This window comes from Carnobacterium sp. CS13 (assembly GCF_016653495.1).
In the GTDB taxonomy this organism is placed as follows: domain Bacteria; phylum Bacillota; class Bacilli; order Lactobacillales; family Carnobacteriaceae; genus Carnobacterium_A; species Carnobacterium_A antarcticum.
Genome location: NZ_CP067364.1, coordinates 933,581 through 954,748, shown reverse-complemented (window position 1 = coordinate 954,748; position 21,168 = coordinate 933,581). Strand labels below are relative to the sequence as shown.

18 protein-coding genes are annotated in these 21,168 nt (G+C 37.1%); 1 reads left to right on the top strand and 17 read right to left on the bottom strand.

Annotation, left to right across the window (positions count from 1 at the left end; translation table 11 throughout):
• Window positions 1-227: 227 nt before the first annotated feature.
• From rpsT to JHE06_RS04575, 5 genes are all read right to left on the bottom strand, one after another.
• Entirely contained in the window at window positions 228-485 is a 258-nt protein-coding gene (gene rpsT, locus JHE06_RS04595) for a 30S ribosomal protein S20 (RefSeq protein WP_058918294.1), read from the bottom strand.
• A 158-nt stretch (window positions 486-643) separates the two neighbouring features.
• Window positions 644-1,669, bottom strand: coding sequence for a DNA polymerase III subunit delta (gene holA / locus JHE06_RS04590; RefSeq protein ID WP_058918293.1), 1,026 nt, complete (start codon window positions 1,667-1,669; stop codon window positions 644-646).
• Between the two features lie 68 nt (window positions 1,670-1,737).
• Complete coding sequence (locus JHE06_RS04585) at window positions 1,738-4,098, bottom strand: DNA internalization-related competence protein ComEC/Rec2 (protein ID WP_201089598.1); 2,361 nt, start codon at window positions 4,096-4,098, stop codon at window positions 1,738-1,740.
• Window positions 4,099-4,143: 45 nt separating this feature from the next.
• Window positions 4,144-4,599, bottom strand: coding sequence for a ComE operon protein 2 (locus JHE06_RS04580; protein ID WP_058920188.1), 456 nt, complete (start codon window positions 4,597-4,599; stop codon window positions 4,144-4,146).
• 123 nt (window positions 4,600-4,722) lie between these two features.
• Window positions 4,723-5,427: a ComEA family DNA-binding protein gene (locus tag JHE06_RS04575; protein ID WP_236253550.1), complete on the bottom strand. Its 705-nt coding sequence runs from the start codon at window positions 5,425-5,427 to the stop codon at window positions 4,723-4,725.
• Between the two features lie 135 nt (window positions 5,428-5,562).
• Between JHE06_RS04575 and JHE06_RS04570 the strand changes: the two genes are divergently transcribed.
• The gene (locus JHE06_RS04570; protein ID WP_058918291.1) at window positions 5,563-6,306 is read left to right on the top strand and encodes a TspO/MBR family protein; all 744 of its coding nucleotides are present in this window, start codon (window positions 5,563-5,565) and stop codon (window positions 6,304-6,306) included.
• 52 nt (window positions 6,307-6,358) lie between these two features.
• On the opposite strand, the gene JHE06_RS04565 is transcribed toward JHE06_RS04570, so the two are convergent.
• From JHE06_RS04565 to lpdA, 12 genes are all read right to left on the bottom strand, one after another.
• Window positions 6,359-7,399 (bottom strand): SepM family pheromone-processing serine protease, encoded by a 1,041-nt coding sequence (locus tag JHE06_RS04565; RefSeq protein WP_201089596.1) that lies wholly within the window; start codon window positions 7,397-7,399, stop codon window positions 6,359-6,361.
• A 52-nt stretch (window positions 7,400-7,451) separates the two neighbouring features.
• Entirely contained in the window at window positions 7,452-7,946 is a 495-nt protein-coding gene (gene coaD / locus JHE06_RS04560) for a pantetheine-phosphate adenylyltransferase (RefSeq protein WP_058918289.1), read from the bottom strand.
• Window positions 7,939-8,514 carry a 16S rRNA (guanine(966)-N(2))-methyltransferase RsmD gene (rsmD, locus tag JHE06_RS04555; protein WP_201089594.1) on the bottom strand — a complete coding sequence of 192 codons (576 nt, stop codon included), beginning with the start codon at window positions 8,512-8,514 and terminating at the stop codon, window positions 7,939-7,941. Before rsmD ends, coaD begins: the two co-directional genes overlap by 8 nt.
• Window positions 8,515-8,587: 73 nt before the next feature.
• Window positions 8,588-8,920: a YlbG family protein gene (locus tag JHE06_RS04550; protein WP_058918287.1), complete on the bottom strand. Its 333-nt coding sequence runs from the start codon at window positions 8,918-8,920 to the stop codon at window positions 8,588-8,590.
• Window positions 8,921-8,979: 59 nt separating this feature from the next.
• Window positions 8,980-10,197: a CAP-associated domain-containing protein gene (locus JHE06_RS04545; RefSeq protein ID WP_201089592.1), complete on the bottom strand. Its 1,218-nt coding sequence runs from the start codon at window positions 10,195-10,197 to the stop codon at window positions 8,980-8,982.
• A gap of 32 nt (window positions 10,198-10,229) precedes the next feature.
• Window positions 10,230-13,661, bottom strand: a complete 3,432-nt coding sequence (locus JHE06_RS04540; RefSeq protein ID WP_201089590.1) for a pyruvate carboxylase — start codon at window positions 13,659-13,661, stop codon at window positions 10,230-10,232.
• 136 nt (window positions 13,662-13,797) lie between these two features.
• Entirely contained in the window at window positions 13,798-14,958 is a 1,161-nt protein-coding gene (locus JHE06_RS04535; protein ID WP_201089588.1) for an FtsW/RodA/SpoVE family cell cycle protein, read from the bottom strand.
• Window positions 14,959-15,207: 249 nt separating this feature from the next.
• Window positions 15,208-17,052 (bottom strand): translational GTPase TypA, encoded by a 1,845-nt coding sequence (gene typA / locus JHE06_RS04530; RefSeq protein ID WP_058918283.1) that lies wholly within the window; start codon window positions 17,050-17,052, stop codon window positions 15,208-15,210.
• A 358-nt stretch (window positions 17,053-17,410) separates the two neighbouring features.
• Window positions 17,411-18,199, bottom strand: a complete 789-nt coding sequence (locus JHE06_RS04525) for an inositol monophosphatase family protein (protein ID WP_201089586.1) — start codon at window positions 18,197-18,199, stop codon at window positions 17,411-17,413.
• A gap of 49 nt (window positions 18,200-18,248) precedes the next feature.
• Window positions 18,249-18,533, bottom strand: coding sequence for a UPF0223 family protein (locus tag JHE06_RS04520; protein ID WP_058918281.1), 285 nt, complete (start codon window positions 18,531-18,533; stop codon window positions 18,249-18,251).
• 11 nt (window positions 18,534-18,544) lie between these two features.
• On the bottom strand, window positions 18,545-19,489 hold the full coding sequence (locus JHE06_RS04515; protein WP_231726754.1) for a lactate/malate family dehydrogenase: 945 nt from the start codon (window positions 19,487-19,489) through the stop codon (window positions 18,545-18,547).
• A gap of 265 nt (window positions 19,490-19,754) precedes the next feature.
• Window positions 19,755-21,161: a dihydrolipoyl dehydrogenase gene (gene lpdA, locus JHE06_RS04510; RefSeq protein WP_058918279.1), complete on the bottom strand. Its 1,407-nt coding sequence runs from the start codon at window positions 21,159-21,161 to the stop codon at window positions 19,755-19,757.
• Window positions 21,162-21,168 lie beyond the last annotated feature (7 nt).

Genomic DNA, 21,168 nt, shown 5'->3' with positions numbered 1-21,168 from the left:
AATAGCAGCATTATTTTATTTCTATCTTTTCATTCTACCACTGAACATGTGTTCTTACAACTCTAAAGCTACTGCCTATTAAAAACACACTTAGAGGGTTTCTCTAACTATCTATCCCTTAAATCAGTTCGTCAGAAAGAACCAAAAAGACAAAAAAATAAAGCTATAACAATTGGAATCCCAATAGTTACAGCCATACTCTTTTATTCATATAGAACTAACGACAATTATTTTTTAGCTAATTTAGCTGTTAAACGAGATTTGTCACGGTTAGCTTTATTTTTATGAATCAATCCTTTTGATGCAGTCATGTCTATAGCTCTGATTGCTTCTTTGTGTAAAGCCTCAGTATCTTCGCTTCCAGCTTCAACAGCTTGAACAAATTTTTTCACAGCAGTACGCATAGCGCTCTTTTGCACATTGTTTTCTAAAGCTGATTTTTCTGAAGTACGGACACGTTTGATTGCAGATTCGATGTTTGGCATTTGATTCACCCCACTTTCAATTAATTACAACTTAAAATAGATTATTCTAGTTGTTTCCAACACTTAATCATTATACATAATGCCTGGCTTCATTGCAATATAAACTGTAAAGTTTTTTTACTTGATAGCTTAAACGGCAAGTGACGATTTTAATTTCTTTAACGGCCGCCTGAAAACTGCAAAACAAATAATTCGAATTGCATTTCGCGATTTCCTTGGCCAGTCTTTAAACGGTATTCCGCTTCAATTAAACCGTTATAGGCCTCCAATAACGCTTGCTCTTTGAATTTTCTCATTTGCTGAATTCCTAATTTCACCCGGTAAGGATGCACTTTCAAGAGTTTAGCAATGTCTCCTTGTTGGTACCCTTTTTTTTCAAGTATTTTAATTTGAATCAATAAACGAAACTGAGTGGTCATAATCGCGTTGATTTTTATGGGATCTTCTTTTTGCAATAACAAGTCTTGATATAAATTAAGTGCTGAACCGACATCCTTTTTCAAAACATATTCATTTAATGCAAAAATATTTTGTTCCAATGATTTAGCGACTAATTCGTTGACAGCTTCTTTAGTGATCAATTTGGTGTCTTGTCCGAAAAGAAACAATTTTGGCAATTCCGCCATTGCAACTGAAAGTTTAGCATCTGTTAATTGAATGAACAATTCAAAAGCTTCCGGAGATATTTTAAACCCTTCATTTTCAATGGTATCTTTTAAATAGTGCCGCATTTCTTTTTCTGATAACGCTGCAACTTCGATCAAAGTAGCCGTTTTTTTCAGTAATTTCGTAATTTTTTTGCGTTCATCTAACTTTTCATAAGGGGCAAAAACGACTAAAACGGTTGTATCAGAAGGATGATTCAAGTATTGTTCAAACCATTTTATATCGTGTTCAACTTTTGATTTGGTTCTTTCACCGGTTAAAAAAAGAGGACGATCAATGATAACTAATCGATGATCTCCAAAAAAAGGGATGGACTCTGCATCGTCTAACGCTACTCCAAGCGGGACTTCTTCCATATCATAAGCGCCAAAATTCAAATCAATCTCGTCCTCTTTTAAGATGGATTGAATAAATGTGTCTCTGGCAATTCCAGCTAAATATGATTCTGTTCCTAATACTAAATAAACTGGAGCGCTCTCGCCTTTTTTTAGTTTGGCTATTTCTCTTGCAAAATCCAACGCATTCCACCACTTTCTTGTTCTTCTCTCATGGTACAAAGCTAGGATTGAATTTGCAAGTTCTTTTTTTATTTCAAAATCGTTTGAATGGTTTCTAAATACATTTTCTGGTTTAGTTCTAAGTAACGATAATGAATTGCGCCGTTAAGATCTGTTCGGTAAACTTTTGCTCCAACTTCTTCAATACGCTGCAGCACTTCTTCATTAGGATGTTTGAAGCGATTGTTTAACCCGCATGAAATCAAAGCCAATTTTGGGTCTAAGGTTTCGATAAACAGCTTGCTGGAAGAAGTTTGACTGCCATGATGCCCAACTTTCAAAATATCTGCTCTTAAATAAGGGTATTGTTTTAATAAGTTCTTTTCCCCGCTTTCTTCCAAATCGCCAGTAAACAACCACAAAAAAGATCCAATTTTACCATAAACCACCATTGAATCATTGTTTTCCCCTGCTCCTGACGAGAAGGGCCACAATACCATTAATGACTGATTCAGCATAGTGATGCTTTCCTTAGAGGCCAAAACTTCCTGCATTAACGTTCCCTTTTCCGCCAATTCTAAGACCGTAGTACGAAAAGCAGCTTTCTGTGTTGTTCCAGCTGGAAATAACAATTCTTTTACTCGGATAGTCTGGGCTAGCTCACGTAAAGCGCCAGCGTGGTCTTCATCACCGTGGCTAATAAAGACTTGATCCAACGAAGTGATTCCGTGAGACTTTAATACAGGTATTAATACACGGCTCGCAACTGTGGTCTGTCGTTCTCTTAGCTGCCACTTTTCTTTTTCAAACAGCAAGGAGCCTCCAGTATCCATTAAATAATGCCCTTTCCCAAAAGGATCTTTCATTAGAATAGCGTCTCCTTGGCCAACATCGACTATAATGACTTCGCCAAAAGGTGAATACTTTTGATAAAAGACAAAAACGAATAACGTCATCGCTACTAAAAAAACGCTATAGATTCGCTTCTTTTTAACTTTTTGATCAGCTTCTAACGTGATAAGAAAAAAGATAAGAGACAATGTCAGTAAAACGGTTAATGTCAAGGGTACTCTGCCAGTAACAATCACAGCAAACGGAAATTTGCTGAACCATTGGACAAGCCACTCAACTGCTTCAATCAATAAGCCGACTGCGTGTAAGATGCTTTGATAAAACGGAAAAGGAAACAAAATAAACGATAGAAAAAACAGCAAGATAAATAAAGGTAACAGCACCCATGTAAACACTGGAACAAAAATCAAGTTGGTCAGCACACCTATCCATGAAAACTCAAAAAAATGAAAAGATAAGATAGGAATCGAAACCAGCACCATCAAAAAAGAAATCATCAAACTCGTGATCAATGCTGGTCTTGAGCGATTCAAAAAAGATGATGAGAGCAGCAATAAAACCAGGCTCAATAAGTAGCTTAACTGAAACCCGACTGAGTAGATTTGATAAGGGTTGAGGACTAACGCAGATAGGAGCGTCCAAGACCAAACATCTAAACTAGAAATTGACCAGCGGAAATGAGAACTAGCCAGCAAGATCAATCCCATAACCAAGGAACGATACACACTCGTTCCCCAGCCAGCTAAACTACCATAGAAAGGCAAAAGCAGCAGCATCCAATAAAAGGTCGTTTCTTTAGTGACGCCTATCCGCCAGAAACAATAAACCAATCCCGTTAAAAAAAACTGGATATGTAAACCTGAAATGCTTAATAAGTGAACAATTCCGATATTTTTAAAGTTTTGCATAATCGTTTGATCTAATGCGCCTATATCTGCAAAAAGAAGCGTTTTTACATAGCTAGCTATTTTAGGTGTCATTCGCTGATCGATATGTGTTAAGACAGCTTTCCTTAGTTGTTTGAAACCAACTCTTTCTAAAATGGATGGTTCTGATTGCGGTACTGCCTCAATCGTTTCTGCGTTCAATATCCAATGAATTTTTTTTCGATATAAAAAACTACGGTAATTGAATTGGTATTGGTTACGATTGTTCTCTGGCACGGACAACTCGCCATTGATCTTAAGCAACACTTCAGCCGGCAAGGATTGCCATTGGATTTTTTCTGTTTCTGTTAACAACGTATAAAAAACAACCAACTTTTCTGATACTTGCTGGTTAGTTGGAGTTGCTTGTACTGTTCCATAAAACTGTACTCGATCCCCATCTATTTTCAGTGTAGCTGTATCTACTTTCATAAAAAAAGATTGTTCGTTTGATGACAAAGTTGTTCGATTCGTCCATTGATGAATATTAGTGACGAAAGCAATAAAAACCGCTAAAAGAAGCGTACCTAAAAGAAGGTTTCGTTTATGAGTTGCACATATTCTAAAAAAAAGAAGAACCAACAACAATAGACTAAGCCAATGCCCTTGTGTCAAAACGGTTACGGTCATCAACAAGCAAAAAATAGCCGCAAACAAAAAATAATCTTTCATTCTGTTGTGTCCGAGTTCAGCAAGTTATTACCGATTGGCATGGTTTTAAAACGCTAATTCCTTAAAAAAGTTCTCTGGTAAAGAGACCTTTTGACATTGAACGTGGGCTTGTTCAATTAAATTTAACGCATAAGGATTATTGTGGTAATCCTCTAAGTAATAAATTTTTTTGATACCTGCTTGAAGAATCATCTTAGTACATTGAAGACAAGGAAAATGAGTCACATAAATTTCCGCTCCTTCTGTTTGTGCACCAAATTTAGCACATTGTAGAATAGCATTCATTTCAGCATGAATGGTTCTTAAACAATGTCCATCAACCACGTAACACCCTTCATCGATACAATGAATGTCCCCACCAACTGAACCATTGTATCCGCCAGCAATGATTCTTTTTTCCCTGACGATCGTTGCTCCTACTGTTAATCTCTTACAAGTACTTCTTAATGAAAGTAATAAGCTTTGCGACATAAAATATTGATCCCACGGAATCCTTTCTATCATAACCATTCCTCCAATTCATTTTCTTTAACCTGTCTTGATAAAATCACTCTCTACCTGACATTTCATTCAGTATACAAAAGCCTTTCTTACTTTTCAATCACTCTTTAATAAAGAAACACTTTATTCAGCGCCCACTGTAATAAAAGCTTCCAATGCTTCAAATGTTTTTTCGCCAATGCCGGACACTTCTTTTAATTCTTCTGTCGTTTTAAAAGAGCCGTTTTCTTGCCTATATTGTAAAATTCGTTCAGCTTTTTTTTCACCAATTCCGGATAAAGTTTGCAATTCTTGAATCGTTGCTTTGTTAAGATTTACTTTTCCGCCAGCTTCTTCGACCGCTTCTTCAGGAGTCACGATCGTAACCGTTTGATTTGTTGTTTCATCTTCTGCTGCTCCTGTTTCAGGAATAATGATCATCATTTGGTCGGCCAATTTTTGTGCCATATTAACCCCATTTTGATTTGCTGTGGGCAACAGTCCGCCTGCTAAAGCAATCACATCGATCAACCGCAAATCTGATTGGATTTCATACACGCCTGGAAGATGAACAGCACCTTTTATATCCACATAAATAGTCTTTGTCTCATCCGTTTTATTTCCTCCCTCTTCTGAAGAAGCAGCCTCATCTGTATCCGTCTCTTCCCTACCCTCTAAACGAGTTGAATCTTCTAAATAATTTGTTAAAACATCAGTACTTTCAACGTTAGCGGGTTTCATAAAAGCGACTGCTGCTAAAACTCCTAATACAATCATTATCCCTATTCCTAAACTTATGATACTGATTAACCAGTACTTCTCCTTCCATTTCTTTAGCAGCACATTCATTCAGATGGCCTCCTTTCATTCTTTTCTTCTTTTATTAACTATCTGTATTTTTATGCTCTTTCTTTTAATTTTTAATCTCTAATCTTTGTTTTTTTGTTGTCTATTGTAGTATGGTTAAAAAAAGGAGTGGTATATATGAAAGTCAAAAAACAATTTTTTATGTATTTAGCATTTGCTATTATGATCACTGTTAATGCATTAGCCAATATTCTTCCGCTTAATGGCTATCAAACCGGCGAAATTTCAAATCTATATCCTGTTTTATTCACCCCAGCTGGTTACGTCTTTAGTATTTGGAGTGTTATCTACATTGGGCTTTTTTTATGGTTGCTGAGCTTTAGCATGAAAAAGCAACGTTTGTCCAATGCGCAATATGGGGGATTTCTAGTTACTTGTTTATTTAATGCACTATGGATCATTGCTTGGCACTATTTATACGATGGTTTGGCTTTACTGATCATTACAGGTTTATTAGTAAGCATTTTTTATTTATATCAAACGCAACGTCATAAAAATAAATCGACATTAATGTTGTTGCCAATTTCCCTTTATCTTGGTTGGATCATCGTTGCTACTCTCACTAACTTAAGTTATTGGCTGGTAGCTTCTATTGAGATTGGTGCCTCATTTCAATTCGCCTTGACTTATGTACTCTTTGTCTTAACAACTGTTCTGGCTTTCAGCATTCTTTATTTCTTGAAAGACTGGGGAATAATAGCGGTTTTTATTTGGGCAATGATTGGCATTTTTGTTAAAAATCAAGCTGCTCATACTACCTTAGCTCTCACAGTGCTTGGTTTAACCATTTTAATCGGTATTGCAGCTCTTGGTTACTGGTGGTGGGTTCGTAAAAAACAAACACCAAAATATCACTTTTAATAAAAAAATCCCGCTAAACCGAAAACGGTTTAACGGGATTTTTTTATTGCTTTTATTTCAATTCTTTTAAATAATCAATTGCATCTTGAAAGCTTTTAACGGGTACAACAGTCATCTCTGTACCAATCTCTGCTGCGGCTTTTAATGCCTCTTGGTAGTTCGATTGTAAAGCAGGATACTGTTTTCGGATGACTGGGTCAATGGTGTCATCTGGTGCAAAAAAAATCGTTGCTCCTTCTTTATCAGCTGCGGCCACTTTCTTTTCAATACCGCCGATTCGACCAATTGTTCCATCAGGAGAAATCGTTCCTGTCCCTGCTATCTCTTGTCCTTGACGCAAATCTTCCCCAACCAGTTGCGTATAGACTTGTAACGCAAACATAAAACCTGCTGAAGGTCCGCCAATTTCGTCTGTCTTAATGATGACGGGAATAGCCGTTTCAATGGTTGTGTGATCGACCAAACTGATTCCTAAGCCAGGCACCTTTTGTTCCATCTCCATCAACGGAGCAGTAACTACGCCCGCTATGCCATCGCGCTGATAAGTAACGGTTAGATCCTTCCCAATCTTTTGCTGTTTGACATAATCCATGAATTCTGCGGAGCTTTTAAATGTTTGTCCATCCAAAGCGCTTACCGTATCTCCGATTTCCAGCTTTCCGGCAAAACCAGAACCTGGCAAAATGGACATAACATAAATGCCGTTATACGTTAATGTATACGTTTCTCCAGCTGTTTGATAAGCTAATTCGATTGCTGCATTAATTGAACTGTCCATATAATACTTTTGCAAGTTATCGTATTCTTCACTCGTAGTCGTCATTCCAAAAAGTTCTTCTTCAGTTACTCCTTCATGAAAGGGCAAATATTTCATCCAGTATGTTAAAGGGGTCGCTTGCCTAATCGAAACTGTTGTCAGCATATAACTTCCTGCATTTTTGTCTTTCTGGTTGTTCACTTCGATGAGTTCAGACAAATGAACAGCTGAGCCAGGTGCTTCAATATAGTAGGGCAACGGTAAAAAAAATCCTAAAATAATCAGCAAAATTAAACTAACCCATCCGATTCGTTTTAAAACCGTTTGTTTTTTCATTTTACTCATCCTTTACGTAACAAGATTGGCTTAAAGTATAAAACCTCTAGTTTTATGCTTCAGTATTGTTGTATTTTTCTTTAACAGCGTGGTTTACATTAGCAGGAACCAGTTCAGAAATATCCCCTCCAAAAGAGGCCACTTCTTTGATTAAACTTGAACTTAAAAAGCGGTATTTTTCTGAAGCCATTAAGATAACTGTCTCAATTTCAGCATCTTGTAATTTATTCATAGCGGCAATATTCATTTCATATTCAAAATCTTGTATGTTACGTAAACCGCGAATCATTGCATCTGCTCCAATTTGTTGGGCTAAAGAAATCGTCAATCCACCTGAGTGCTCCATTACTTCTACATTTCCAATATGGGCAACAGCCTGCTGGATCAATTCCATTTTTTCGCCAGTATTAAATAAAGATTTTTTTGAAGTATTCGTTGCTACAGCAATAACAACCCGGTCAAAAACTTTTGCTGCTCGTTCAACCGTGTCTACATGACCATTTGTAAACGGATCAAAACTTCCTGGAAAAAGCGCTACTTTAGACATCTGCCACGACTCCTTCTTCACTTACTTGATACATAACAATTTTACTAGCTCCGTAAACTTCAGTCCTGAATGCTTTAGCTCTGTTAATTTCTACCGGCAAATCGACCTTTCGTCCCACTTCGCAAATAATCAATGCTTGATTTGTTAAAAGATTTGCAGCCATGATTTTTTCTATTTGTTTTACAATATCTTGTTCCATATAAGGCGGATCTAGAAAAAGCAAATCAAATGTTCTTTTTTTACTGGCCAATGCTTCGATACTTCGATTAGCATCATTTCTAAAAACTTCAAATTTAGCTGGTTCTTTTGTCATCGTGATATTTTCTTTGATGGTTTTAATGGCTGCTGGACTTTGATCGACTAAAACAGCATGGTCGCATCCTCGTGAGACAGCTTCAATAGATAAACTGCCGCTTCCAGCAAATAAATCCAAACAGTTTCCTCCGTCAAAATAAGGACCAATAATATTAAACAATGATTCTTTTACTTTATCAGTTGTCGGTCTCGTATTTATACCAGGAACTGCTTTTAATTTTCTTCCGCCATACTCGCCTGAAATCACTCTCATCTAACACCGTTCCTTTTCCACTAATTTTTTCTCTAAAAAAGGGTGATAGTTGCTATCACCCTTTTAACTGCTCTTATTTTCTATCAGACATGTCATTAATTGCCAAGGGATCTTCCTTGATTTCTACTACACCCTCAGCCTCTTTTCTAGGAGCTATTTTTTCGAGAGTCTCTTTAAAATCCATATTGATCAGTGGTCTGTAAGAGGGTTCTACTTGTCGAACAAAATGTAATTCTTTGATTTTCTTTTCTGTCATTTCCATATCTGAACGGTTGATGTAAATAACAACGTATTTCATTTTTTTTGATACATAATGAATAAGACCAAATCGTTTTAATGTTTTTAAATGCCTTAAACTGTAGACCCACACAATCAAGCCTTGACGTTCATTCAGAACTAACTCCATATCCACCCTCCTTATGCAATCCTCGTTCTTTCCTTTTTACTCTGAAAAGCATTCCCTGTTCACTCACTATTTTCTGCTTCTTTATCTAGCATCAAAAGAACTTCTTGACCACGAAATGAAATTCCAAAACGCTTCATTTCCGGATCCGTTAATAATCTACGCTGATTCTCTAGACTGAACCAAAAAGTCGTCAGCCAAGTAGAATCAGCCGATTGGTCAAAATATAAAACACGAGTATCAGCTACTTTAACTTGTTCCATTTCCAACTTCATTTGAATCTGCTCGCTTGTTAATGGCGGATAATCACCCAATTGAGTTTCTTCAGTTGTTGCGTCTTCTTCAATAAACGCTTCAATTTCCGAATCATCATCAAGTGTTCCTTCGCTAGACGATTTTTCTTCATCTAGTTGTTTCTGAACTTCAGCATTGTCCTTCTCAAGTAAATCAGCAGCGTAAAGTTTTTCTTGATAAGAAAAAACACTATCTGCAATTGATGAGAGTTCTTCACTATAAACGAGTTCTGGAATCTCATAACGCTGCCGCAAGTTATTGAGTATTTCTAAAATTTCTCGGTGATTGCTTGCGTAAATATCATTTAGTTCTTCATCTTGATGCTTTACAGGAGGCACCGGCGTTTGCGAAGCAATTTCGTAAACACCTAGTTGTAGTAAAGAACGTTTATCTAAATAGCGCACAGCATTCACTTCATTTGTTTTCCGGTCAACCATCAAGATAGCAAATGTTTGATTTTCGAAAGCAATTAAAGGATGGAAATTCAAATCATTTTCCGATAATTCAAGCATGTACGTTTCTTCTTGATAATCAATAGAGAACGTGGGATAAAACATAGCGATTTGGTAAATTTCAGTAACGTCCATTCCTATTTGAAAAGGAGAGACGTCTAATTGAGAACCTAAGACAAAGACGTTTGTAATTTTGCCTTCGTGAGAAACTCCTATTTGAAAATAATCTTGCTCATCTTCTCCGTAGACCCACCAGTCATATCCATAGGCTGTTTGGTCGATCCGCAAAGGTTCACCATATTTTTCTTGAATAGTCTCAATCGCTTTTCCCATGTACTCTCCCATTCCTGCTTCAGGGAGAGTATCTTGTTTAAGAAGAGTTGATTGATTAGAATTGCTTTCTTTTTTAACCTCTTGCAGTTTAGTTTTTTGTGTAATGATTTCAGAAGGACTGTTGGATGCGATTTGAGGAACCCAGTATATTAACATCATCAAGAGAATAAAAATGGGTAGAGCTCTCAAAATAGTTTTCATCCTATTGGCCTCCTTGCTAGTTTCTTAAGAGCTTATTTTGCAATCATTTCAATCAATAAGTCGCCTGTTTCAATTACGTCGCCTGACTCCACATAAATTTGATCAATGACTCCATCGAAATTAGCTTTGATAGTCGTTTCCATTTTCATTGCTTCAGTAATAACAATAGGTTCTCCTTGGCTAACACGGTCTCCTTTTGCTACTAATACTTCGATAACTGAACCTGGCATGGTTGCTCCGATATGCTCTTTGTTCGTTGGTTCAGCTTTTCTACGGACTGCGGCTGTACTTGTAATGCTAAAATCTTTTACAACTACTTCTCTGCCTTGTCCATTTAAGTCAAAGTAAATAATACGATTTCCTTCCGAATCCGGCTCACCGATTTGATTCAATTTGATAATAAGAGTTTTTCCTTTTTCAATTTGAACTTCAATCGATTCCCCTGTTCGCATACCATGGAAGAACGTTACCGTATCTAACACCGTCACATCACCAAATTGTTCATAATTATTACGGTAATCTAAAAAGACTTCTGGATACATGATGTAACTAAGCACGTCTTCGTTTGATGGTTCTTGTCCTATTTTGTCCGCTAATTCTTTTTTTGTCTTTTCAAAGTCAACCGATTTTGCTAAACTTCCTGGTCGAACCGTGATAGGTTGTTTGCCTTTTAAAACGATTTTTTGCAGTTTTTCTGGAAAACCGCCAGTAGGTTGTCCTAAATCTCCCATGAACAAACTAATAACCGATTCAGGGAAATCAATCTCCATCCCTTTTTCATAGACATCTTTTTCGGTCAATTTATTTTGAACCATGAACAAAGCCATATCGCCCACAACTTTGGAAGAAGGCGTCACTTTAACAATGTCACCAAACATTTGGTTCACGACAGCATACATTTTCTTTACATCATCCCATTTGTTTTCCAAACCAACAGCTTTGGCCTGTTGCTGCAAATTGGTGTATTGTCCACCAGGCATTTCATGTTGATAGACTTCTGTTTGAGGCGAATTGACTCCATTTTCAAAATCACTGTAACGTGTCCGTACATCCTCCCAGTAATGGTTGATTTGTTGGGCGTTTTCGATATTGAATGTCGGGCAGCGCTCAGCATCTAATAAGGCATAGTACAAACTATTCATACTAGGTTGGCTAGTCGCCCCGCTCATCGCGCTCATAGCTACGTCCACAATATCTACTCCTGCTTTGACAGCTGAAGCATATGTGAAAATACCATTGCCGCTCGTATCATGAGTATGCAAATGAATCGGCAGATCAACACTGGCTTTTAATTCGCTAATCAAACGATAAGCGGCTTGTGGTTTTAAGATTCCAGCCATATCTTTGACTGCAATAATATGAGCTCCTTGGTTTTCTAATTCTTTAGCCATTTGTTTATAGTATTCGACAGTATATTTGTCTCTTGCCGGGTCATTGATATCCCCTGTATAACAAATGGCTGCTTCTGCAATTTTACCCGTATCGCGGACAAATTGAATGCTTTTTTCCATTTGTGGAATCCAATTTAAGCTATCAAAAATACGGAACACATCAATTCCATTTTTTGCCGCTTGTTGGATAAAGGCTTCAATCACATTATCAGGATAATTTTGATACCCTACAGCATTGGATCCTCTAAATAACATTTGGAGTAAGGTATTCGGCATCTTCTCTCTTAATTTGCTTAAACGTTCCCATGGGTCTTCATTTAAGAATCGATAAGCAACATCAAAAGTAGCTCCTCCCCACATTTCTGATGAGAATAATTGCGGGATCGCTTTTTCAGTTTCCTCAGCAATCGCTAAAAAGTCTTGAGTTCGTACACGAGTAGCTAGTAAACTTTGATGTGCATCTCTAAAGGTTGTATCTGTTAATAAAACTTCTTTCGAATGATTGACCCATTCTACTACTGCATCTGCTCCTTGTTGATCAAGAATGTTTTTTGCACTCTTATACCCTTCATCTAATAAAACCAAATGCTTTGGTTTTCTAGCTGGTTCATAAAATTTCTTTTCGGCATTCTCAATTCCAGGAAATCCATTGACAGTGATATTGCTAATGTATTTCATGGTTTTATTTCCTCTATCACGTACCTTTGAAAATTTAAATAATTCTGGTGAAGTATCAATAAACGTCGTTTTTGCTTCGCCCGTTAAAAAGATAGGATGAGAAATAACATTTTGCATAAAAGGTATATTGGTTTTCACTCCGCGAATTCTAAATTCTTTTAAAGCTCGTTCCATTTTTTGAACGGCTAATTCAAACGTTGAAGCATGTGTACAAGCTTTAACAAGCAATGAATCAAAGAACGGCGAAACAACCGTACCTTGGAAACCATTTCCTGCATCTAGTCGAATACCGAATCCACCTGGCGAACGGTACGTATCAATTTTACCTGTATCAGGCAAGAAATTATTTAGCGGATCTTCTGTTGTGATCCGGCATTGAATAGCTGCTCCGATCAACGGAATATCTGCTTGTTCCGGAATATGAATATCTTTATGCAAATCTAAACCTTGCGCAATTTGAATTTGAGCTTGGACAATATCGATTCCTGTAATCATCTCAGTAATAGTGTGTTCCACTTGGACACGCGGATTGACTTCAATGAAGTAAAATTCCGAACCTTCCAATAAAAATTCGACGGTTCCTGCATTAACATAGCCTACGTGTTCCATCAATTGAACAGCCGCTTGACACATCCTATTGCGAAGATCATCTGAAATGGACACGCACGGTGCGACTTCAACTACTTTTTGATGACGCCTTTGAACAGAACAATCGCGTTCGTATAAATGAATCACGTTCCCATGAGTATCTCCTAATATTTGAACTTCAATATGCTTTGGATCACGAATATAGCGTTCCACATAAATTTCATCGTTCCCAAAAGCCGATTTAGCTTCGCTGCGTGCACGTTCAAAACTGTCTTTGACTTCCTCTGCAGAGTGAGCGACACGCATACCTCGACCGCCACCGCCAAGAGTCGCCTTGATCATGATCGGATAGCCATGTTTTTCACCAAAGGCTTTCACTTCTTCCAAACCAGCAACCGGTCCGTCAGATCCTGGAATGGATTGGATTCCTGCTTGAATCGCTGCTTCTTTTGCTTTGATTTTATCGCCAAAAATATCTAAGTGGTACAATTTTGGGCCAATAAACGTAATACCTTCTTCTTCACAACGTTTAGCGAACTCAATGTTTTCAGATAAAAAACCATATCCTGGATGGATGGCATCTGCTCCAGCATCCTTCGCGATTCGAATCATATCTTCAATATCTAAATAGGCTTCAATCGGTTTTTTGCCTTTTCCAACTAGATAAGCTTCATCTGCTTTAAAACGGTGAACCGCCCCTTCGTCTTCTTGTGCGTAAACAGCGACAGTTCCAATATGTAGTTCTGTTAAAGCTCTAAATATCCGGATCGCTATTTCTCCACGATTTGCTACTAAAACTTTCTCCATTTCCCCACTCCTCATATACTTTTTTTTATTGATTCGTTTATCTTAACGAATCAAGTCTATCTAGGCAAATATTAACAAAAAATGCCTCTATGTTAAGAGGCATTTTTATTTGTGTGTGTTAAACAAAAAACAGTCTCTATTTTGCATTTTTTTCATTCTGTCCGCGCATTTTATTTAACGCACTAACATTCAGGATCAAACCTATTGAAATTGTTAATACCAGCGTGCTGGAGCCCCCGTAACTTATAAAAGGGAATGTTACTCCAGTTATGGGAAGCAATCCTAGCACTCCTCCCAAATTGATGGAACCTTGTATTAAAAACATGGTAGCTATTCCAATACAAAGCAACGAGCCAAAGGGATCTTTCGTCCGGATAGCAACAAGGTAAATTCTTAGGACTAAAAAGATGAAGAGCCCTAAAACAAACAATACACCAATTAAGCCTAGTTCTTCACCTAAAATCGAAATAATAAAGTCTGTGTACGGCTCAGGCAGATAACCTGTTTTTTGTACACTTTGTCCAATACCAACGCCAAAAAGTCCTCCGCGACTGAGTGCATAATACGAATTGACCAGTTGCAATCCAGCGCTTTGCGATACTTCAAAAGGATCCCAAAATGCCAAAAACCGATCGTATTGATAAGGCTGGAGAAAAGGCAGCTTTGTTCCGAAAATCTGTACCAATTCTACCACACCTAGAATAACAGTTATTCCTAATGCACCCATTGTGATGCCTAATTTAGTAGAAACACCACTAGCAAAAATCATAATAACACCGATAACTAAAATGATAGCCGCTCCGCCTATATCAGGCTGAATAGCAATCAATAATAAGATAGTCCCAAATAAAATAATCGGCTGCTTCATTGAAGACCAGAAATTATGGACGATTTGATGTTGTCTTCGCGAAAAGATGTACGCAAAATACCAAATAACAGCTATTTTAGCAAACTCAGCTGGTTGAATGCCAACAGGACCAATATCTAACCAACCCTTTGCTCCATTTATTTCTTTTCCGAAAATGAGCAAGTATACTAACAATCCTACAATCAACCCAATAGCACACATAATTATCTTTCTATGTTTTAAGTTGTCGTATTTTAATAAGAAGATAAACAAGCTAAGCACTAAACCCATTCCTACAAATGCAGCTTGCTTAATAAAATAATATTCCGGATTATTGTATTGACTAATGGCAATGTAACTACTTGAACTGTAAACCATTAAAACACCAAATACGGAAAGAACCAAATATGGGATAAAAATATAATAGTCTAGATATTTCAGTTTTTTCATATCAACGGCTAAAAGAAGCCTGTGGCCTCCTTTATTTTTCTGATTTTTATTTTTTATAACTCGCTGACTATTCACGAACCTTCTTCTGATGTAACAGTTTCATTATATCAACAAAACGACCATCCAACAATATCAAAGATTAGGATTTTCTAATTAGTTCTCTTTCCTCTTTGTGATAACGGTTACTTTTATAATAAAAAAAGATTTCAAGAACAAAATTTCTTGTCCTTGAAATCTTTTTCAACATCCTTAGCCGTTTTGTGATGCTTTGTTTTTCTTCGCAGATTTTTCACGTTCACCTTTGTTCAAAACACGTTTACGTAAACGTACAGACAACGGTGTGATTTCACAATATTCATCATCAGCAATAAACTCTAATGATTCTTCTAAAGTCAAATGACGTGGAGCTTTGATAACGTTTGTTTGGTCTTTATTGGCTGAACGAACGTTAGTTTTTTGTTTAGCTTTTGTGATATTGACCGTGATATCATTTTCACGAGCATTTTCTCCTACGATCATACCTTCGTATATTTCAGTAGCTGGTTCGATAAAGATCGTTCCACGATCTTCAACTCCCATAATTCCGTAAGTGGTAGCTTTTCCTGTTTCAGTTGAAACTAAAGCACCGTGACGACGTCCACCGATTTTATCTTTGATACGCGGCAAGTATTGATCGAATGTGTGGTTCATGATTCCGTAACCACGTGTCATTGATAGAAACTCTGTCGAGTAACCGATCAAACCACGAGCAGGAGCTAGGAAAGTCAAACGGATTTGACCATTTCCATTGTTGACCATGTCTTGCATTTCGCCTTTACGTGCACTTAGTGATTCAATAATAGATCCCATATATTCTTCTGGAGTATCAATTTGAACCAATTCAAACGGCTCACATTGAACGCCATTAAAATCTTTAAGGATAACTTCAGGACGTGAAACTTGAATTTCATACCCTTCACGACGCATGTTTTCAATCAAAATAGAAAGATGCAACTCTCCACGACCGGAAACGATCCATACGTCAGGAGAATCAGTGTTTTCTACCAATAAAGAAACATCGGTATGCAACTCTGCCATTAGGCGGTCTTCAATTTTACGAGAAGTAACCCATTTTCCTTCACGACCAGCAAACGGTGAGTTGTTTGCTAAGAAAGTCATTTGCAATGTTGGTTCATCAATATGCAAAATTGGTAATGGTTCTACATGATCAATCGGTGTTACTGTTTCTCCAACAAAGATATCTTCCATACCTGATACTGCAATAAGTTCCCCTGCTTTTGCTTCGTTTATTTCGACACGTTGCAAACCAAAGAATCCATATAATTTAGTTACACGGAAGTTCTTAGTTGAACCGTCTAACTTGCTTAACGTAACTTGGTCTCCGACTTTAATGGTTCCGCGGAACACACGACCAATACCAATACGTCCAAGATAATCACTATAATCTAATAGAGATACTTGGAATTGAAGAGGCTCGTCACTATTATCAATCGGTGCAGGAATCTCTGAAATGATTGTGTCAAAGACATAATCCATTGTTGGTTCCTGTTCTTCTTTGTTATCTGTTAATCCGCTTGTTCCGTTCATTGCAGAAGCATAAATAACTGGAAACTCTAATTGTTCATCGTCTGCTCCTAATTCAATAAATAATTCAAGTACTTCATCTACAACTTCAGCAGGACGAGCAGCATCTTTATCGATTTTGTTTACTACAACGATAGGAGTCAATTTTTGCTCTAACGCTTTTTTTAATACAAAACGTGTTTGAGGCATCGTACCTTCATAAGAATCGACTACCAAGATAACACCATCAACCATTTTCATAATCCGTTCAACTTCTCCACCGAAATCCGCGTGACCAGGTGTGTCCATGATATTAATGTGAGTGTCTTTGTATTTTACAGCAGTGTTTTTTGCTAAAATAGTGATTCCACGTTCTTTTTCAATGTCATTTGAATCCATTGCTCTTTCAGCTAATTGGTTATGTGAATCCAATGTATCCGATTGTTTCAACAACTCGTCTACCAATGTTGTTTTACCATGGTCGACGTGGGCAATAATGGCTACGTTTCTAATATCTTCTCTTTTTTTCATTAATCTATTCCTCCAAGATTCTTCTCGTTATTTCAATGCTTCTGATTCGCTATCTATCAATATAAAAATTATTCAATCCAATTTATGCACTTGAACTTTTCATAAGTTTTTGCACAATTCAGAATGAAAACGCATTGAAAACTTATGAAGACAACTATCAACTTGTCTAGTCTAACATTAAATCAACCCTTTGAAAAGAAAAAAATCTATGAGAACGGTATATTTTTATTATTTTTTTATGCAACCGCTTCATTATCCAGCTTCATAGCAATAGGCCGCCTGCCAGCTATTCACCCTGAAGCCAGTTTTCTCACTAATTTTGATCCACATCTCTATATTTCAATGCGTTGAGCCCTATTTATTTAATTTCGTTACGGTAAATGTCTGTTACTTCTTTATGCACTGCGGGCGTAGCTACAATCGTAGCATTTTTATTTAACAAATCGATCGGTTGACCATCCAATTGAGTGTAGAGCAATCCAACTTCTTCTGCAATAATTTTGCCTGCCGCGATATCCCAAGGAGCTAACGACGCTCCTAAGTAAGCAACCAATCTTCCTGTAGCAACATGGACTGTTTCAAGCCCAGCAGAACCAATCATTCGTACTCCGCTACTGGTTTTCCCGATTTTTTTTGCTGCTTCATTATTTTCTTTAGAGATTAAACGATAGCTGATAGCAATCAAGCCTTGACCCAAAGCTTTATCTTCTACTCTAGGCAGTTTCTGATCATTTAGATAAGCCCCTTGTCCTTTGTAAGCAGTGTAGAGTTCATCTCGCATAACATCATAGATATACCCTGATTGGCCTACACCATCTTCATAAATACTGATCATTATTGCAAAATCATTTTGCTGATTCACGAAATTTAACGTTCCATCAATTGGATCTATTATCCATACGATGCCCTTCAAATCCGTCATTTGATGTCCCGAACCTTCTTCGCCTAATACCCGCTCTTCAGGAAAATAGCGATTGATTTTCTGAATAAAAAACTGTTCGATTTCTTTATCAATGTTTGTCACCAAGTCTGTTCGGTTTGTTTTTTCTTGAACAATAAGTTCATTGTTAAAGGAATTTTTGCTAATTGCTGCAGCTTCCTTGATCCATTCTTTGATCAAATGATCTCTTTTTTCTATTTGCTCCAAATGCGCACTTCCTTTCTTTTTTTCAACACACTAGTCGGCAATTTCTTAATCAGCGATTTTCTAAACGAAAGGTTTTTTTATTCGTACCTTTTGCTTCTTTCACCGCTTGATAAAGAGAATAACCAGAAACAGCTTCAAACTCTCGACCCCATTTTTTTTCTTCTCCAATAGAGGGAATGACTTCTTTAAATTTTTGGTATTTTGTTAAAAATTCTTGGGTACTTATTCCCGCTTCATAAGCTAATTCTACTGCCCGCCATAAATTGATGACATCTGTCATCTCTGTTCTTGACCATTCATAATCCATTGGATAGCTATAACTTTTATTGTCCATCGTTTTCTCTCCTATCCTTTTTCAATCCAATCCAATTGCTGCCTAATTTCCTTAGCCACTGTAACTAGTTCTTTTTTCTCAGAATCCGAAAAAACAAATCCTGTAGCTTTACGAATGCCATTTTCTCCTAACGAAACCGGAAGAGCTAAAGGAATATCAGATAAGCCTTCAATATCTCCTAAATGCACTAGGGGAACGATTGCTTCTTCGTTGTTCAATATGAATTGAACCAATTTAATCAAAGCGGAAGCATCTGTAAAATACGATTCAGCTTTTTCTGAAAAAAGTGTTCGTTCCAAAACTTTTTGTTCCATTTCAAACATATCTTCTTGATCAACACCGCTGTTTGGATCCATTGTTAAACTTAAAATGGGATTTCCGCCTACGTTTGATCGGCTCCAAGCAGCTATTTTATGTTTTCCCGAACTTCCGCCAATAATAAATGCATTGACATCTCGTAATGAAACAAGCATTTTTTGGCTTAGCAACTGTTGCAAAAACATCGAATCAATATAAGTACCTAATCCAAAAATCCGTTCTTTAGGAAGTCCCGAAAACTTCCATACTAGATAAGTAAAAATATCTGTTGGTTCAGTCGCAATTAAAATTAAGCCACTAAACTGGTTAGCCATAGCTTGGTTGATGATCTTTCTGACCAATAAGATATTTCTTCTTAAAAAGCTGGACTCTGTTTCATCCTCCATTTTTTCTTCTGTTGCCGTTATGACTAAAATATCTGTATCTTGAAAATCTTTCTCATTGCCAACAACAAATGAACCAGTCGAAAATAAAGACGTTGCATACTTTAGATCCATTACAGTTTCTTCTTTCAAATGCGGCAATCGAAAAAAAGTCACTTCTCTTAATTTTAATTTCATCATGCTTAAGAAGCCAAATTGATAAGCTGTCTCGTTTGTACCAGCAATCATTATTTTTTTATTTCGATTTTCCCTCACTTTATCTCCTCCGATAATACCAATAAATTAGAATGAATTCTATTTATAACCTTTAACTAAAAAACTCCTTGGTTTTATTATACCAAACTCTAGATTGATTAGGTTATTTTTAACTTTCAGCCTTTGGCTAGCCTTTCCTTAAATACAAAAAAAGCCCTTATTCACTATAGAATAAAGGCCTTTTTTCAGTCCAAACACGTCTTTATTGGAACAATGAAGACGACTAAACCATTAGGATTAGATTTTATATTTTAACGATTCGTTTTTACATGTGGATAGGTAAACCTAATGCTAGTTCAGAAGCATCCATTACCGTTTCAGCTAAAGATGGGTGAGCATGGATTGTTAAAGCAATATCTTCTGCTACCATTCCTGCTTCAATAGCTAGTCCTATTTCAGCAATCACATCACTAGCACTTACACCAGCAATTTGAGCTCCGACTAAAACGCCATCTTCTTTAGTAGTTACTAAACGTACAAAACCTTCTGTTGCATTTAATGAAAGTGCACGTCCGTTACCAGCTAGCGGGAATTTAGATGCTTTAACATCTAATCCTTTTTCTTTCGCTTCAGCAAGAGTTAGCCCAACAACTGCTAATTCTGGATCTGTAAACGCTACTGCTGGCATTGCTTTATAATCAACAGCTACTTTTTTACCTGAGATTGCTTCAGCAGCAACTTTAGCTTCATAACTTGCTTTATGAGCTAATGCAGCGCCTGGAACAATATCTCCGATAGCAAAAATATTTTTCACACTTGTACGTCCTTGTTCATCAACAGTGACCAAACCGCGGTCGTTTAATTCAACGCCTGCTTGTTCTAGGCCAAGTTCATCGGTGTTTGGACGACGTCCTACAGTTACCATTACATAGTCAGCATCGATTGATTTTTCAGTACCGTTTACTTCGTATTTAACCGTTACACCGTCTTCAGTTTCAACAGCTTCTTTAGCCATTGCAGATGTTTCAATAGTTACGCCTTTTTTAGCGAAATTATTTGTTACAAATTTAATCATATCTTTTTCAAATGTCGGCATAATAGAAGGAGAACCTTCTAAAATAGTAACTTCAGCGCCTAAGTTAGCGTAAGCTCCGGCTAGTTCGCTACCAATGTAGCCTCCGCCGACAACTACTAATTTTTTAGGAACTTCAGATAATGCTAAACCGCCAGTTGAATCGATAACGCGTTTGCCAAATTTGAAGCCTTTGATTTCAATTGGACGGCTACCAGTTGCAATAATGGCATTGTTGAATGAATAAGTTTGAGCAGCTGTTTCACCCATGACACGCATTGTGTGTTCATCGTTAAAATAAGCTTCTCCTCTTAAAATTTCAACTTTATTTTTTTTCAATAAACCTTCAACACCTTTAGTAAGTGTTTTAACAACTTTATTGTCTTTCCATTCTTGTGTTTTTGCGAAATCTAAAACCACGTTTTCAGCAGTTACACCAAAAGTTTCAGAGTGCATAGCATCTTGGTAATGATGGCCGGCACTGATCAATGCTTTCGAAGGAATACAACCGACGTTTAAACAAACACCGCCGATATTGCCTTTTTCAACAATGGTTACTTTTTGTCCCATTTGTGCTGCACGGATTGCTGCAACATAGCCTCCTGGGCCTGATCCAATAACAACTGTATCTAATTCTATTGCGAAATCTCCTACTACCATTCTTTGC